This window comes from Chryseobacterium sp. Bi04 (genome assembly GCF_918698085.1).
Classification (GTDB): domain Bacteria; phylum Bacteroidota; class Bacteroidia; order Flavobacteriales; family Weeksellaceae; genus Chryseobacterium.
Genome location: NZ_CAKKLP010000003.1, coordinates 374,638 through 390,773, shown reverse-complemented (window position 1 = coordinate 390,773; position 16,136 = coordinate 374,638). Strand labels below are relative to the sequence as shown.

Annotated in this window: 10 protein-coding genes; 4 read left to right on the top strand and 6 right to left on the bottom strand. The window is 38.7% G+C overall.

Translation table 11 applies throughout. The features are described 5' to 3' along the window. Positions 1-47: 47 nt before the first annotated feature. The 6 genes from LQV47_RS08030 to LQV47_RS08005 all read right to left on the bottom strand — a co-directional run bounded on the left by LQV47_RS08030 (position 48) and on the right by LQV47_RS08005 (position 10,529). On the bottom strand, positions 48-1,487 hold the full coding sequence (locus tag LQV47_RS08030) for a glycoside hydrolase family 30 protein (RefSeq protein WP_230035650.1): 1,440 nt from the start codon (positions 1,485-1,487) through the stop codon (positions 48-50). A 38-nt stretch (positions 1,488-1,525) separates the two neighbouring features. Then, positions 1,526-2,335: a glycoside hydrolase family 16 protein gene (locus LQV47_RS08025; RefSeq protein ID WP_230035649.1), complete on the bottom strand. Its 810-nt coding sequence runs from the start codon at positions 2,333-2,335 to the stop codon at positions 1,526-1,528. Between the two features lie 77 nt (positions 2,336-2,412). After that, positions 2,413-4,635 carry a glycoside hydrolase family 3 N-terminal domain-containing protein gene (locus tag LQV47_RS08020; protein ID WP_230035647.1) on the bottom strand — a complete coding sequence of 741 codons (2,223 nt, stop codon included), beginning with the start codon at positions 4,633-4,635 and terminating at the stop codon, positions 2,413-2,415. An 11-nt stretch (positions 4,636-4,646) separates the two neighbouring features. Continuing rightward, positions 4,647-6,071, bottom strand: a complete 1,425-nt coding sequence (locus LQV47_RS08015) for a glycoside hydrolase family 30 beta sandwich domain-containing protein (protein ID WP_230035645.1) — start codon at positions 6,069-6,071, stop codon at positions 4,647-4,649. A 2-nt stretch (positions 6,072-6,073) separates the two neighbouring features. Continuing rightward, positions 6,074-7,603, bottom strand: a complete 1,530-nt coding sequence (locus LQV47_RS08010; RefSeq protein ID WP_230035643.1) for a RagB/SusD family nutrient uptake outer membrane protein — start codon at positions 7,601-7,603, stop codon at positions 6,074-6,076. A 10-nt stretch (positions 7,604-7,613) separates the two neighbouring features. After that, positions 7,614-10,529, bottom strand: a complete 2,916-nt coding sequence (locus tag LQV47_RS08005; protein ID WP_230035641.1) for a TonB-dependent receptor — start codon at positions 10,527-10,529, stop codon at positions 7,614-7,616. Between the two features lie 177 nt (positions 10,530-10,706). Between LQV47_RS08005 and LQV47_RS08000 the strand changes: the two genes are divergently transcribed. From LQV47_RS08000 to LQV47_RS07985, 4 genes are all read left to right on the top strand, one after another. After that, positions 10,707-11,894 (top strand): MFS transporter, encoded by a 1,188-nt coding sequence (locus LQV47_RS08000; protein ID WP_230035639.1) that lies wholly within the window; start codon positions 10,707-10,709, stop codon positions 11,892-11,894. Positions 11,895-11,917: 23 nt separating this feature from the next. After that, positions 11,918-12,706, top strand: a complete 789-nt coding sequence (locus LQV47_RS07995; RefSeq protein WP_230035637.1) for an NUDIX domain-containing protein — start codon at positions 11,918-11,920, stop codon at positions 12,704-12,706. Positions 12,707-12,835: 129 nt separating this feature from the next. Continuing rightward, complete coding sequence (locus tag LQV47_RS07990) at positions 12,836-14,014, top strand: acyl-CoA dehydrogenase family protein (protein ID WP_230035635.1); 1,179 nt, start codon at positions 12,836-12,838, stop codon at positions 14,012-14,014. Positions 14,015-14,174: 160 nt separating this feature from the next. After that, entirely contained in the window at positions 14,175-16,121 is a 1,947-nt protein-coding gene (locus LQV47_RS07985) for a T9SS type A sorting domain-containing protein (protein ID WP_230035633.1), read from the top strand. Positions 16,122-16,136: the final 15 nt, after the last annotated feature.

Genomic DNA, 16,136 nt, shown 5'->3' with positions numbered 1-16,136 from the left:
GCCTCAAAGAGGCCGCCGATTCTGTTAAAAATAATATTAATATGAAGTTATAAAATTACAGTCTGTATAGAATGGGCAGGCGCATTCAGCTTGGCAGCCATTCCTTCTATCCACAGATTTGTTTCGATATCGTTGTCCGAATCATTCATAATTACGGTTACCAGTTGTCCGTTTTGGTTCATGAAAGCAGTAGAAGTCAGGGCTGCTCTGTTAGAAGAACTTCCGATTCTCTGGGCATTTGGTTTAATAAATTTTGATACATGTCCTACGTAGTAATATTCATAGGTATAATGTACCTCTCCTGTTTTGGTATCTGCAATAATGGGGGCAAAACAGAAGTTCCCTTTATGATTGGGGCCTCCTGTTTCATCCAGCAGGATATTCCAATCAGTCCACAATGCATTTCCTTTGTTGAAGTCGTTAAGCATATTTTTCCCGTACAGCTCACCTAAGCTTACATCATAGATCTGGTCCATTTTGAACTGTTCTTTACAGCCTTCTGTAAACGCCAGAAATTTATCTGGAAAAGCTCTGTGGGTTTCTGCTAAATTATCAAAAAGCTGGGTTTTATTATTCCATGTTTCATACCAGTGATATCCTATTCCATGGGCATATTTTGAAGTTTCAGGGTCACTCAGGGTGGTGGTTGCTCTTTGATAAATCAGGTCTCTGTTATGATCCCAGATCATTACTTTTTTATCTTTATATCCATTTTTCCAAAGTGTAGGCCCCAGATTGTTTTTCAGAAACTCACCTTCCTCCTCTGCAGTATAGATGCATGATTCCCAGCTTTGTGTTGCCATAGGCTCGTTCTGAACGGTTAATCCCCACACATTAATCCCTCTTTTTTCATATTCTCTGATGAATTGGATATAGTAATCTGCCCAGGTTTGGTAATATTGGTTTTCCAGCCTTCCGCCTTTGTATAAACTCTTATTAGACTTCATCCAGGCGGGTGGACTCCAGGGGGAAAAATAAAACGTAAAGTTATTTCCTATTGCATTTTTTGCTTCTTTAATCATAGGAATCTTATACTTTTCGTCGTGGGCGATATTGAAAGATTTCAGAGAAATATCATTATCCGCCACATAGGTATAAGAGTCGCTGGAAAAGTCACAGGAGTTCATATTGGTACGAACCACGGTATACCCCAGCCCATCTTTACCAAAATAAGCGTCTAAAATTTCTTTCTGCTTATTTTTAGGCATTTTATAGAAAGTTTCAGCCGAAGCATCGGTGATGGCCCCACCTATTCCTATTAATTTTTGGTATTTAAAGCCGGGAGCCACAAAAATACAGGCTTCTGTTTCCTTAGGCTGGCCAAATTTTTCAAACTTTACAGATCCTTTATCGGTCATTTTTTCATTGACCTTAGAATTGGTAAGAATTACTTTAGCTGTTTTTCCTTCATTTTTCTTCCAATAGTTTTGCGCATGAGCATTGAAAACAACACCTACAACAAAACAGCTTACAATTAGTTTTCTCATATTTTTTTCTGTTTTTGGACCTATCGTCCTCTTTTTCATTATTTATTTTGATAGACTCTTACATAGTCTATATAATACTTCTGTGGAAAAACAAGATCATCAATTCCCTCTTTTCCACCCCACATTCCTCCTACTGCAAGATTTAAAATGATGAAGTAAGGCTGGTCAAATGGCCATGCTCTATAGTTTTTTTCTTTATTCTCGTAGGTGAAAAATTTTTGTTCATCTATATAAACATCTATTTTTTCCGGCGTCCAGTCTGCTTTATAGACATGGAAGGCATCGCTTACATCCTTTATAAACAGGGTATCTGTTTTCTGTGTTCCCTGAATATGGTTGTACTTTTTAGTGTGAACAGAAGCATGTACATACCCCTGATTAAAACCCACGTGCTCCATGATATCCAGTTCGCCATCATCCGGCCATTTCTTCATATTTTCGCTCATCATCCAGATGGCAGGCCATGTTCCGCGGCCCTTGGGAAGTTTTGCCCTGACTTCTATTGTTCCATACTGAAAAGCAAATTTCCCTTTGGTTAAAAGTCTTGCAGAAGTATATTTATTGTTTTCCCAATTTTCTTTTTTAGCTTCAATGATGAGATTGCCTTTTTCCATTCTGGCATTCTCAAGTCTGTTTTTAGTATAAAACTGAGCTTCCTCATTTCCAAAACCGCCGCCTCCGGTATCGTAATTCCATTGTAATGAATCCGGAAGTCCTTTACCATTAAATTCATCATTCCATATGAGGTTTCTGCCAGAATCCGGTCTGTTTGAAGCACAATTGAGGACAGAAAGGAAGAAAGCTCCTCCTGCACATATTTTGATGATACTTTTAGCTTTGAGATTCATATGGGTTAGGTTTGTTTCGGTTAAAGCCATTTTCTGTCCTCTTAAACAGGCTAATGTTCACTTTTAGTGGGTTGAACTTATTTCACCCAATTAATTCTTTTTGTCTGAACATTTTGAGAATTGGTTCCGATCATGATATCAAATTCTCCACTTTCCCAGTCAAATTTCAGGTCTTCATCAAAAAACTTCAGCTCTTCGGGTGTCAGTTGAAAATCTACTTTTTTACTTTCTCCTTTTTTGATAAATATTTTTTGGAAGCCTTTCAGTTCCTTCACTGGCCTTACTACTTTTCCGAAAAGATCCCTGATGTAAAGCTGTACCACTTCTTCACCGTCATATTTCCCTGTATTGGAAACGGTAATGCTGATGTTCAGTGTCTGATTTCCTGTAAGGTTTGCTGAACTTAAAGCCATATCAGAGTATTTAAAATCGGTATAGCTCAGGCCATATCCAAACGGATATTTTGGGTCATTATCAAGATCTATATAAGCGGAGACATAGTTTCTGTCTGTATTATTTTTTGCGGGTCTTCCCGTATTAAAATGATTGTAGTACACAGGAATCTGACCTTCTGTTCTCGGAAAGCTCATCGGCAGTTTTCCTCCAGGATTTACAGTGCCAAACAGAACATCTGCAATAGAGTTTCCTGCTTCCGTTCCCAGCCACCATGTGTACATAATCGCTGGAATATTGTCTGATGCCCAGTTGAAAATCAGAGGTCTTCCGGCATTAATCATCAAGATGATAGGTTTTCCCGTTTTGGCAATTTCTTTCAATAGCTCTTCCTGAACGCCAGTAAACCCGATATTGCTTCTGCTTTTTGCTTCGCCGCTCATCGCATGGCCTTCCCCCAATGTCATAATCACAACATCAGATTTTTTTGCCGTTTCTACTGCTTCCGAAAACTGACTTTTATCCTGATCATCAACATTACAGCCTTTTGCATAGACTAAAGTGGAGTTTTTATCGAGTTGACTTTTAATTCCATCAAATTGTGAAACAATTCTTTGGTTATCATCTTTGAAAGCAATAGACCAAAATCCGTGATTGGCAACAGTCTCTTTAGCAAAAGGACCAATCAGAGCAACTGTTTTTACTGTTTTTGAAAGTGGAAGAATATTCCCCTTATTTTTAAGAAGAACAATACTCTTTGAACCAAATTCTCTTCCGAATTTTCTGTTCTCCTGATTATCGGTTTGTTCTTTCTGTCTCTTTTCATTGCTGAACCGGAAAGGATCATCGAAAAGGCCCATTTCAAATTTTTTAGTTAAAATTCTCCCTGTCGCATCATCTACCAGTTTTGGATCTACTTTTCCTTCTTTAACCAATTTTGGAAGTTCTGCCATGTATACACGGCTTTCCATATCCATATCACTTCCTCCCTGTATAGCTTTTTCTGCGGCTTCGTCAGTATCTCTGGCATAGCCGTGAGGAACCATCTCCCCGATACTTCCCCAATCTGAAACCACAAAACCTTTATAATTCCATTTTCCCTTTAAAAGGTCTCTCTGTATATATTTGTTAGCTGTAGCCGGAATTCCGTTAATGTCATTAAAGGAATTCATGAAAGTAGCTACTCCTGCTTCTGCAGCAGCTTTGAATGGTGGAAGATACGTTTCATTCAGCTGTCTGAGGCTCATATCTACGGAATTATAATCTCTCCCACCTACAGCTGCTCCGTATGCTGCGAAATGTTTTGCACAGGCCATCACTGCATCAAGACTTCCCAAACCTCTGCCCTGAAATCCTTTTATCCTTGCTAATCCTATTTTTGTCCCCAGGTAAGTATCTTCACCGGAACCTTCCATTACCCTTCCCCATCTCGGATCTCTGGCGATATCCACCATTGGCGCAAACGTCCAGTGAATACCATAAGCAGCCGCTTCCGTAGCAGCTATTCTTTCTGATTTTTCTATCATCCCCAGGTCCCAGCTTGCCGCCTGTCCCAGATTCACAGGAAAAGTAGTACGGTATCCATGGATAACGTCCTGCCCGAATAGTAAAGGAATTTTCAGTCTCGACTGCATCGCCAGTTTCTGAAATGCCCTGGTTTCTTCTGATCCTGCCACATTCAGCATAGAACCGACTTTACCTTTTTTAATTTCCTCTAAAACAGCTGCAGAATTAGACTGCTGAGGTCCTGTAGCATATTCAAAACCACTATACTGAACCATCTGCCCCACTTTTTCTTCAAGGGTCATTTTAGACAGCAGCTCTGCTACTTTCTGATCAATTGTTTTCTGCCCGTAAGTGCTCATACCCAATGTGGAAAATGCCAGTAAGAAATAAACTCTTTTCATGATATCAAAAATTAAAAAACAAAGGTTGCTGTAGAACGTCCTGAAATTGTTGCAGCAGCGGTTTTCCCGGCAAATTTAATATTAAAATTTTCATCTGCTTGGTTATCGTTCTGAACAATTAAAACTATTTTCCCAAATTGAGTCTTAAAAGCTACTGTGGAAAGTTTATCGGTCTGTGTGGAAGCGATACGCTGAGAACCTGCAGGAACAAATTTCGAAGCATGTGCAATAATATAGTAGGAAACATTTCTTGTAAAATTTTCACTGTCAGAAACGGTAATTGCTCCTTTACATTCTGTACATCCGCCATCTGTGTGAGGCTTATATTGAGGATCGTTTGCCAGGTTCCATTCCAAAGCTATTTTACTCCAGTTTCTCATAGAACCGATGATCACATTTTTTGTGTGCCAGTTCAGGTCTTCATTAAAAGTTCCTTTTGAACCTGTCCACTGTTCGGTAAAGTATAAGTTTTTGTCAGGAAAAGCATCGTGCACAGTACTTAAAGCAGAGATCTCCCCTTCATATAAATGAAAAGCAGACCCGTCAATATACTGATAAGCATCAGGATCTTTCAGAATATCAATAGCATACTCTGGTTTATTACAGTTGTGGTCGTACACTACAATTTTAGTATGGATTTGATTGGTTTTAAATTCCGGACCTAAATGATTTTTGATAAAATCTCTTTGCTGTTCGGAAGGCATATATAAACTGGGATTATTTCCCGGATGCAGAGGTTCATTTTGAGGTGTAACCGCATCAATATAAATCCCCTCTTTCTTCATTTCCTGAATATACTTTACAAAATACCGGGCATAAACACCATAGAATTCAGGCTTTAAGCTTCCTCCTTTTGATTTTCCATTATCCTTCATCCAAACCGGTGGAGACCATGGCGCTGCAATAATCTTAATTTTAGGATTAATTGCTAAAATTTCTTTCAACATGGTAATCAGAGCTTTATCCTTTGCCAGACTGAATTTCGAAAGACTAGCATCTGTCTGCCCTTCCGGAAGGTCATCGTAAGAAAATACTTCTCCATCAAGATCTGAAGCCCCTATGCTTAACCTTAAATAGCTTACAGAAATTGAATTTTTACCGTTTCCAAAAAGCTCATTGAGTAGAGCTTTTCTTTTTGAAGGTGACAGCCGGTTGATTACTTCCACACTTCCCCCGGTTAATGTGTATCCAAATCCATCAACATATTGAAACTTTTGAGAACTATCAATTTCAATATTCTGATCTTTATTGGAACCATTTCCAAATTTGAGAGGAGTCTGCAGCTGTAATTTTACACTTTCATCACCTTTTGTGAGCCAATACTGGACCTCATCGCCTTTACCCCCAGCAACCGATGTGCATGATAAAGGAAAAAGTACCACACCACAAAGTAGTGCGGTACCTCTAAAGAAACTATATAAGTTGTGAAACTTCATGTTTAGTAACCTGGGTTTTGCTTAATCAATGTGTTAAGAAGCTCGTTATAAGGAATAGGTAAAAGCTCATTCCTGTTAGCCTTGAAACCTCTTGATGCTAATTTGGACGGCGCATCACCCCATCTTACAAGATCAAACCACCGGTGTCCTTCCCCGGCAAGTTCTCTTCTCCGCTCATCTTTAACAGCCTGCAGAGAAACCGGAACTGATGGGAGCCCAACTCTGGTTCTTACAGCATCCAGCAACGCCTGGGCTCTTGCTCCTGAACCATTGAGCGCTTCTGCTTCCATAAGATAAGTGTCTGCAAGTCTTATTACGATGTAATTTCTGCTGTAATTAAGCTCCGGTGCTCCCGGAAGGTTAGATACTTCGTCTCTTGTAGGAAGATATTTATTCAGAAAATACCCGGTGTCATTATGAGCCGGCGAATATTTGATTTCACCATTAGCTGCCAGCTGTTTGGCATTTAATATCGTGGATTTTAGCCTTGGATCACCAGCCATAAAGTTGTAAAGGTCTTCTGTGGCAGTGTTAAATGCCCAGCCGGAAACAATATCCGGTGCTGAAGTTTTCAGCCTGTCATAACCTCTTGGCCCAATCATAATACAGATAGAGTTTCCCTCATCTTTTCCCTGCCCCCAGAAAGGCCAGTCGGAATTCCCTTTATTGGTGTGCATGACTTCAAGAATTGATTCTGTGGTAAATTTATTCCCAGCCTTCCACAGATCATCGTAGTTGGCTACTAATTTATACCCATATTGACTGGCCTGTCCCGGTGTTCCGTTTACTTCTGCAAATTGAGCGGCGGCCTGTGCTTTTTTATTGTTATACAGATATATCTTACCTAAAATAGCCCGCGCTGTTCCCTGGCTGATTCTTCCCACCTCAGCTTTGTTGGTAGGGGCTATGGATAACGGAAGGTCATTAAGAGAAGCCTCAATATCGGATTCAATTTGGGTGTAAACAGCCTGAGGATCTGCCTGAGGAATATTATAAAAATCGTCTGTAGCTGTGATAGGTTTTAGAATCAAAGGTATATTTCCGAACATCTTCAGAAGTTCAAAATAATACAATGCTCTTAGTGTTTTAGCTTCAGCAATGAACCTGTTTCTGGTCTGATCATTCATTTTAGCATCAGGGATACGCTGAATCAAAAGATTGGCTCTGGCAATTCCCTGGTAAAAATCATTCCAGTAGGTTTTAGGAACCGAAATCTGATCAATGGAAAAATTAGAAAAACTTTGTATCCCGGCCCCATCTGTAGGACTTCCGCCTCCGGAGTAAAAATCATCAGAACCTGCATTAAAGAAGGTTACTGTATTTTCAAAACCTCCGGAATATTTTCTGAGAAGATCATATACCGATACCAAAGCACTGAAAGACTGCTCTTCGTTCTGGAAATAGTTATTGGAGTCAAAGGCTCCTTTATTCTGTACATCCTCGATGAATTCATCACCACATGAAACGGAGCTGAATCCGATCCCTGATGTAAGAACGACTAATAATATTGTTTTATAGAATCTGTTTTTCATGTTGTTTTTTTTAGAATTGAATATTGGCTCCAAATAAGAATGTTCTGGCTTGCGGATAGTAAGCTCTATCGATACCGTAAGAATCATTTACTGCAATCTCAGGGTCATATCCTGTATACTTTGTAAATGTGAACAGGTTTTCCCCTGTTACGTAAAATCTGATTTTATTGGCTCCGAAGCGTTTGGAAACATCTCCCGGCAAGGTATATCCCAACTGTACCAGCTTAATCCTCATAAATCCTCCATCCTGAAGATAATAATCAGACATTTTAGTATAGTTTTTATTATCATCGTTGGCATCCAGTCTTGCCACAGTATTCGAAGTACCCGGGCCTGTCCATCTGTCAAGAATTGTAGTCTGATAATTGCTGTAGAAAAGATCCAGTCTTCTTAATCCCTGGAAAATTTTATTTCCTCCCTGTCCCTGGGCAAATATCATCAGGTCAACATTTTTATAGTTAAGATTCACGGTAAGCCCATATGTAAATTTGGGTACGGAACTTCCTAAATATTCATAGTCTTCATCACTGATTTTACCATCACCATTCACATCCGTTCTTCTAAAATCACCAGGTTTGGCACCTGGCTGGATAAGATCTCCATTGGCATTTCTATAGGAATCAATCTCTGCCTGAGTCTGGAAGATACCTGCATTTTTGTATCCAAAGAAAGAACCGTACGGCGATCCCACCTGGAATCTTGTAACAGGACCCATAGACTGGAATGAAGCAAAGTTTTCATAAATTTTATCATCTTCAAGCCTGGTTACCTCATTCTTTAAATAGGAGAAATTCCCATTAACAGAAATTCCGAAATCATTCCAGTTCTTTTTATATCCTAAAGCGATCTCTACCCCGTTGTTATCCATATCTCCAACATTCCTCCATGGTCTGTCCGGAGCTCCTACATATCCAGGAATGTCTACCTGACGAAGAATATCTGTTGTTTTCTTTTTAAACCAGTCTACAGTTAAAGTAAAGTCCTGTAATAATTTCAGATCTGCAGCAATATTCAGCTGTGAAGTTTCTTCCCAGCGAAGATCCGGGTTTTCTAATGTTGTCGGAGCATATCCGATCACGATATTATTGTCGCCATAGGTATAGTTACTTCCGGATTTAAGGAAGTTGGCAAATCTGAAGTTCTCAATAGCATCATTCCCTAAAACCCCATAGCCTCCTCTGAATTTTAACGTGTTTACGATTTTATTTTCAGGCCAGAAATTCTCATTAGAAACATTCCATCCTACTGAAAATGCAGGGAAATTTCCCCAATGCTGTCCTTTCGCAAATTTAGAAGAACCATCTCTACGGATTGTTCCCGTAAAAAGGTATTTGTCTTCGTAATCATAGATCACCCTTGCAAAATAAGATGCTTTATGCGTCTGAACTCCGTCATTGGCAACGGTAGAACGGTTCTCCTGAGGAACATCAAAGTTAAATGATGCATCTTCCCAGCTATTAACAGGAAGATTAATATAAGTGGTATTGTTTCCTGAGCCTATATTATAATAATACGCGCCCTGTCCTATCAATACACTTAAGTTATGTGTTCCCCATTTATTCTGATAGGTCAAAGTATTTTCAGTATTCCACTCCAGCTTTCTGTTACTTTCTCTTAAAAAGCTGTTAAAAACAGTATTTCTGGAGTTTGTATTCAGATAGTATTTTGGGGTGAACTGTTCTTTGCCCCAATAGGAAAGCTTTCCGTTTAAAGTTGTTTTGAATGTAAAATGATCCAGAAACTTCAGTTCTGCAAACACATTGGCTACAAAATCATCCGACCAGTTGTACTTTCCTAACTGGGTTTGTTTGAAGGCCAGCGGGTTGGTCATTTCATTTTCCACGATAGTAGATACACCGTATGGGTTTCCGAAAGCATCCCTGATCAGGTAAGGAGAAAGACTGGCATTGTTATACGGGCTTGTATTCAACAAAGCAGGATCTGTCACCACTACCGGCGTTATAGGATCCAGGTTGATTACGGAGCTCAAAGGACCTCCAAATTCATCATTGGCATTAATACCTTTGGTTTTTTGATGGGTATAAGATAAAGTCTGCCCAATGGTAAGGAAATCGAAAACCTTATGGGTAGAATTTAACCTTACATTCATTCTTTTATAGTTGGAAATATCTCTCAGGACAATTCCATCCTGCTCATAATACCCAAATGAGGAATAAAAAGTTGACTTATCATTTCCTCCGCTGATACTGAATTCATGAGACATTCTTTCAGCTGTATTAAAGGCTACATCCTGCCAGTCTGTTCCTGTTCCAAAAGATTGAGGGTTGGTAAAACGTGGATCCTTTCCAGCATTCGTCAGGGCTTCGTTGATGATGGTTCCATATTGGCTGGCGTTCAGAAGATCAAGCTTCTTGGCCGCTGATCCTACCCCATAAAAACCATTATAACTTAAGTTCATCTTACCCTTTCTTCCTTTTTTAGTAGTTACCAGGATAACTCCTTTCGCCGCAGAAACTCCATAGATCGCAGAGGATGCTCCATCTTTCAGAATTTCTATATTCTCTATATCCGACTGGTTAAGCCATGCAATATTATCTACCACGATACCATCCACTACCCATAAAGGATCATTACTTCCGGCTCCAAAGCTGGTAACACCACGAACTCTTACCGTAGCAGCAGATCCCGGCTGTCCGGAATTGGTAACTACAGAAACCCCGGCTGCCCTTCCCTGAAGAACCTGTTCAGGCTTACCCGAAGGAATATCTTCAATATCCTTGGCCCTAACACTGGATATGGCTCCTGTCACATTACTTTTCTTCTGGCTACCGTAACCAATCATTACAATCTCGTCTATTTTGTTTTCTTTAGAAAGCGTGTCCTTCACCTTAGTCTGGGCACTGAAGTTGGCCGTAAAATAGAGGACGGCAACCAATCCTAAGCTTCTTGATATTCTTACATTCATATACAGTTATTATTTTAATTCTCAAATTGAGACAATAAAAATATATTTTTTTTTTATTAATTAACATTACATTAATAAATATTTTAATTTTTCGTTTATTTTTAAGGGTTAGAAGCGTTATCTTCGCACTAATATTTCATAAAAAGCAATAAGAATCCAATAAAATCGGTCCCCAAAATGAACGTCAAGCTTTCCAATATTTCTCTTCCGTTAAAATTGACTTTTCTTATTTTTTCGATGGTATTGAACTGTATGGGGCTTATTATTCTTCAGCTTTCTGAGGCTAAAATTACCTATAGTGAACTGGGGCTTCTGGAGTCATTCAAGGACTTACCTATTGCATTTATTTCTCTGTTTGCTGTAAGTTTCATTAATAAAACAGGAACAAAAAAGGCGTTAATCCTGGCTTTGAGTATTGTAGGCGTATGTTCCTGCCTTCTTCCGTTCATTGAAGTATTCTGGTTTTATAAATTATGGTTTGCCATCATCGGGGCCTGTTTTGCCATTGGTAAAATTTGTGTTTTCGGAATTATCCGTAATAATATTTCTGATGAAAAATCACTGGCTAAAACCATGAATAATGTGGAGGCTTTTTTTATGATCGGAATATTTGTGGTCAATACAGGCTTTGGCTGGCTGATCTCAAGCTCCTATTCCCAATACTGGAAATTTGGTTTCTTACTTATAGCGTTAGCCTGTATCATCACCATTATTCTATTTGCAAAAGCCGATATTTCAGAAGCTAAGCAGCTGGAAAACAAAAGCATTGTCTCCGAATTATCGGGGCTGGCCACACCACAGGTTCTGCTGTTTCTGGGAGTGGTCTTCTTTATTGTATTTGTGGAACAGGGATTCAACTCATGGCTTCCGTCATTTTACAAAAACCACCTAAAGGTCAATTCATTTTTTGCCCTTCAGGCCACCTCTTTCCTGGCTCTTTTCTCTTATGCCGGAAGAACGGTAACCGCCAATATCATCAGAAGGTTTTCATTACCCGGTTATTATATTTCATGTATATTTTTAATCCTTGCCATTCTTATAGCCATTGTAGCCATACAGTATTTTGATGCGGAAAATTCAAAGGTACTATTGTTTTTGTTTCCGGTTATCGGGTTATTTTTATCACCCCTCTACCCTGTTATCAATTCTAAAATGATAGCCCAGACTGATAAGGAAAAAGTAAATCTCTTTACTTCACTTATTGTCATATTCTCTTCTTTGGGTAGCTCCGTCAGTTCAATTATTATGGCTGTCCTGTTTGGAAAACAACTCTTAAGCTTCTATCCTTTATACATATTATGCTCTGTAATTGTGCTTTTTACAATTAGTTTGTTTTATTTTAAAGTATCTAAAAAGAAAATATAGAAAATAATTTTATTTTTACTGTCATGAAAATCAAAGACACAAAAAATAAAGAAACCCTGCGGGAACTTATTGACACAAAAGATTTTGTAGCTCATATATCAGTAGACTGTACCATATTCGGATTTCATAATAATATTCTGAAAGTACTGCTCCTGAAATATCATGATCTTGATTTGTGGTCACTGCCTGGTGGTTTTGTATTCAATGATGAAGATCTTAGGGAAGCTGCCGAAAGAGTACTGTATGAAAGAACGCATTTAAAAGGGCTGTTCTTAAAGCAGTTTCATACTTTTGGTAGAATTGACCGTACAGAAAATAATGTCCATCAGATCCTGCTTCGGAATAAAGGAATTGAAGTACCCAAAGACCACTGGATTTTTCAAAGGTTTATTACGGTAGGATATTGCAGTCTTATTGATTTCTCAGTAGCCAATACTTTTCCGGATGCATTTAATGAAAGTTGTGAATGGTTTGAAGTCAGTAAATTACCGAAAATGGCTTTCGATCACGACAGGGTGATAGAAACCGGATTGGAATACCTCCGAATGAATATCAATACAGAAGCTGCTGCAAGTAATCTCCTTCCCGAAAAATTTACCATGAAAGATCTTCAGGCGCTCTATGAGACTATTTTAGGTCAGAAATTCAGAAGAAATAATTTCCAGCGGAAGATTTTAAGCTTAAATATTCTTGACAGGCTGGAGAAACTTTATGATGGCTCTGCTAATAAGGCTCCGTACCTGTATAAATTCAAAAATGAAGTCCACAATTCTACCAATCAGTATCCTATATCTAATGATGAGGAGGAATAAAAAGGTAAAATTATTTTATAAAATCAAAAAAGTAACACTATATCACTGAAAATCAGCATTAATCTAAGTTTTTAAAAAAATTTTTTTAACCACCCGAAAAATGCTATTTTTAACAAAATCAAAAAAATCATGTCATATTATCCTCTTACAAGCATTCCTGATTACTATGGAATTGATGCTTTACTTACTGAAGAACATAAACTGATCCGCCAATCTGTAAGAGACTGGGTTGAGAGTTATGTAATGCCGCAGATTGACCAGGCAGCTCAAAACCATACAGATCTTCCCGGCCTTATGAGGGAATTGGGGAAAATTGGTGCTTTAGGTCCTTATATCCCTGTTGAGTATGGCGGTTCAGGATTAGATCAGATTTCTTATGGTCTTATTATGCAGGAATTGGAAAGAGGAGATTCAGCGGTACGTTCTGCTGCTTCAGTACAGAGTTCCCTGGTGATGTTTCCAATAAACGAATTCGGTTCTGAGGAACAAAAAATGAAATATCTTCCAAAGCTTGCTTCCGGAGAAATGATAGGATCTTTCGGACTTACTGAGCCTAATCATGGTTCTGATCCAAGCTCTATGGAGACCTATTTTAAAGATATGGGAGACCACTACCTTTTAAATGGTGCTAAAATGTGGATCACCAATTCTCCTCTATGCGACATCGCAGTAGTATGGGGAAAAAATGAGGAAGGAAAAATACAGGGATTAATCGTTGAAAGAGGAATGGAAGGCTTCACGACTCCGGAGACTCATAATAAATGGAGCTTAAGGGCTTCAAAAACAGGTGAACTGGTATTTAATGATGTAAAAGTTCCGAAAGAAAACCTGCTTCCGGGAGTTACAGGATTAAAAGGACCTCTGTCTTGTCTTAATTCTGCAAGATATGGAATTTCATGGGGTGTCATTGGTGCTGCTATCGACTGTCACTGTACAGCAGTTCAGTATTCTAAAGAAAGAAAACAGTTTGGGAAACCCATTGGATCTTATCAGCTTCAACAGAAGAAATTAGCTGAATTCTTAACTGAGATTACAAAGGCACAGTTATTATGTCTTCAGTTAGGAAATCTTAAAAACGAACATAAAGCGACTCCTGCACAGATCTCTATGGCTAAACGTAACAACGTAAAAATGGCTATTGATATCGCAAGAGAATCAAGACAAATCCTTGGAGGGATGGGGATCATGGGTGAATTCCCAATGATGAGACACGCCGCCAATCTGGAATCTGTCATTACCTATGAAGGAACCCACGACGTTCATTTGTTAATCACCGGTTTAGATATTACGGGAATTAACGCTTTTTAAATAAAGGGCAAAATATAATCTGAGAGCCTGGCCAATTGGCCAGGCTCTTTGTATTACTCACTTTCAAGAGAAGTTATATTCAGTGAATAGTTATTGATGTCGTAATATTCTAATCGATTCTTTAAAAATATTACCTTAATACCCTAATAAATACATCAATATGAAAAAAATCACAACTCTTTTATTGGCGCTTACTGCTCCATTTTATTTTTCTCAGCAAAGAGGAGATCTTGTAAGTGCAGAAAAAAAACTGGATCTTACTCCACAGGGAGTTGCCAATTTTATTGCCAATAATCTTGGTGAGCAGAATGCCCCGGATTTTGTCAGCTATCTCAATGGCTTCAACGTGGGGGTAAAAGGATATAAAATAACCTATTATACAAAAAACGAAAAAGATGTCCTTGTAAAAGCAACAGGTCTTCTTATGTACCCGAATGTTAATTTCAAGCTTTCAACCGTTGTTTCTGAACATGGGACTACGGACAGCAGAAATAATGTTCCTTCTAATTTTAAAGGGGCCTTAACGGCAGGATTTGTTGTGGAACTCTCCTACGTCCTCAATGGCTATATTCTAATGGCCCCTGATTATGTAGGTATGGGAAGTGGAGACGGCGTACATCCTTATGTAGATTACCCTACTGAAGCAGGGGCAACCATAGATTTTATTACAGCTGCCAACAAAGTCCTTGCTCAGCTTGGCCTCAAACGTTATGATGAATATTTTCTGACAGGCTATTCTCAGGGAGCTCACGCAGCTATGTCGACATTAAAAAGCTTAAGTATTTCGAATCCGGGAAATATAAAATTTAAATATGCTTTTATGGGGGACGGGCCGTATGATATGTCCGGAACAACTTTACAAAAAGGGATTATAGAAAAGGATATTTATCCGTTCACAGCATTCATAGCCAATGTTGTCAATAGCTGTAACAATACCGGATATAAAATATATACGAACAATATTTCAGAAGTAATTTCTGCAGAGTATCTAGATAAATACAATTACCATGTTGTTCAGGATAACGGAGGCTTACTTTGGGGCCCTGTCATATGGAGAAAACTCTTCACTGATAGCTTTGTCAATAGTGCCACCAATGATCCCAACCATGTCCTGAGACAGTGCTTAAAGCCTAAAGATGTGTATGACTGGTACAATAAAACACCGATGACATTAGGCCACTCCACCATAGACCTCGCTATTCCACCGGAAAACACGTCAAAAACTATTGAAGTACAGAGAGGTTATTACCCATGGTGGGATCTGAACAAGTATAAACTGGATGCTATATATTGGGGACCTTTGGGACATGTAGGAGGAATAATTCCGTTCACGTTGGCTTCCAATGTAAAATTTAACACACTTAGAAGTGGCGGAGTTCTCAATGAATGGGCTTTCCTGACTTCAAAACAGGCCGGACCTTCTTCTTCCGGAAATCCTGCATTCTATTCATCACAGATAAAACCGGATCTTGGAAACAAACAATTGGTTGAAATTACAGATTTCAATAAGGAAAAGACAGCAGGCAGATCTGCTTCAGAAAAAAGCCTGACGACCTTAAAAGATGGCGTTTATTTATTGAAGGTATTGGAAAATAATGAGAATAAAATGATTCCGTTTGTCAAAAATACTCCTGCCATAATTGCAGAGAATGAGATTGTAAAGTCAGAAAACAATGCTGTTTTACAATTAAAAGTTGATCAGGAAGAACTTTCTGCTATCAATATTTTTGATGACAAAAAAAATCTGATTAAAACAATTTCTCAGGAACAATACCGTGAAGATGGTGGAATCAGTCTTCAGAACCTGGATCATCAAAACTATACCTTTGAAGTAGTAACTCCGTTTTATAATCTGCAGTTCAGCAAAGCAGTTGGAGAACGTCCATCAGAAAGCACTGCCGAGTTATTTACACAAAACCGCCAGATTATGGCAAGATCCCGGAACGACATTAAGATGATCAGCATATATTCTGTTTCCGGAGCATTAATTCTTCAGCAGGAAGTGAATAAGCCGCAGTTTGAATCGGCAAGTTTAGATCCGGGAATGTATGTAGTTCAACTCACTCTATCTAACGGAAAAATGATTAATAAAAAAATCAAATTATAACACACTTTAATCTAT

What these genes read in the sequence shown, in the direction of transcription:
- LQV47_RS08015 (WP_230035645.1), bottom strand. Translation starts at nt 6,071, where the DNA reads ATGAAGTTTCACAACTTATATAGTTTCTTTAGAGGTACCGCACTACTT.
- LQV47_RS08010 (WP_230035643.1), bottom strand. Translation starts at nt 7,603, where the DNA reads ATGAAAAACAGATTCTATAAAACAATATTATTAGTCGTTCTTACATCA.
- LQV47_RS07995 (WP_230035637.1), top strand. Translation starts at nt 11,918, where the DNA reads ATGAAAATCAAAGACACAAAAAATAAAGAAACCCTGCGGGAACTTATT.
- LQV47_RS08020 (WP_230035647.1), bottom strand. Translation starts at nt 4,635, where the DNA reads ATGAAAAGAGTTTATTTCTTACTGGCATTTTCCACATTGGGTATGAGC.
- LQV47_RS08025 (WP_230035649.1), bottom strand. Translation starts at nt 2,335, where the DNA reads ATGAATCTCAAAGCTAAAAGTATCATCAAAATATGTGCAGGAGGAGCT.
- LQV47_RS07985 (WP_230035633.1), top strand. Translation starts at nt 14,175, where the DNA reads ATGAAAAAAATCACAACTCTTTTATTGGCGCTTACTGCTCCATTTTAT.
- LQV47_RS08000 (WP_230035639.1), top strand. Translation starts at nt 10,707, where the DNA reads ATGAACGTCAAGCTTTCCAATATTTCTCTTCCGTTAAAATTGACTTTT.
- LQV47_RS08030 (WP_230035650.1), bottom strand. Translation starts at nt 1,487, where the DNA reads ATGAGAAAACTAATTGTAAGCTGTTTTGTTGTAGGTGTTGTTTTCAAT.
- LQV47_RS07990 (WP_230035635.1), top strand. Translation starts at nt 12,836, where the DNA reads ATGTCATATTATCCTCTTACAAGCATTCCTGATTACTATGGAATTGAT.
- LQV47_RS08005 (WP_230035641.1), bottom strand. Translation starts at nt 10,529, where the DNA reads ATGAATGTAAGAATATCAAGAAGCTTAGGATTGGTTGCCGTCCTCTAT.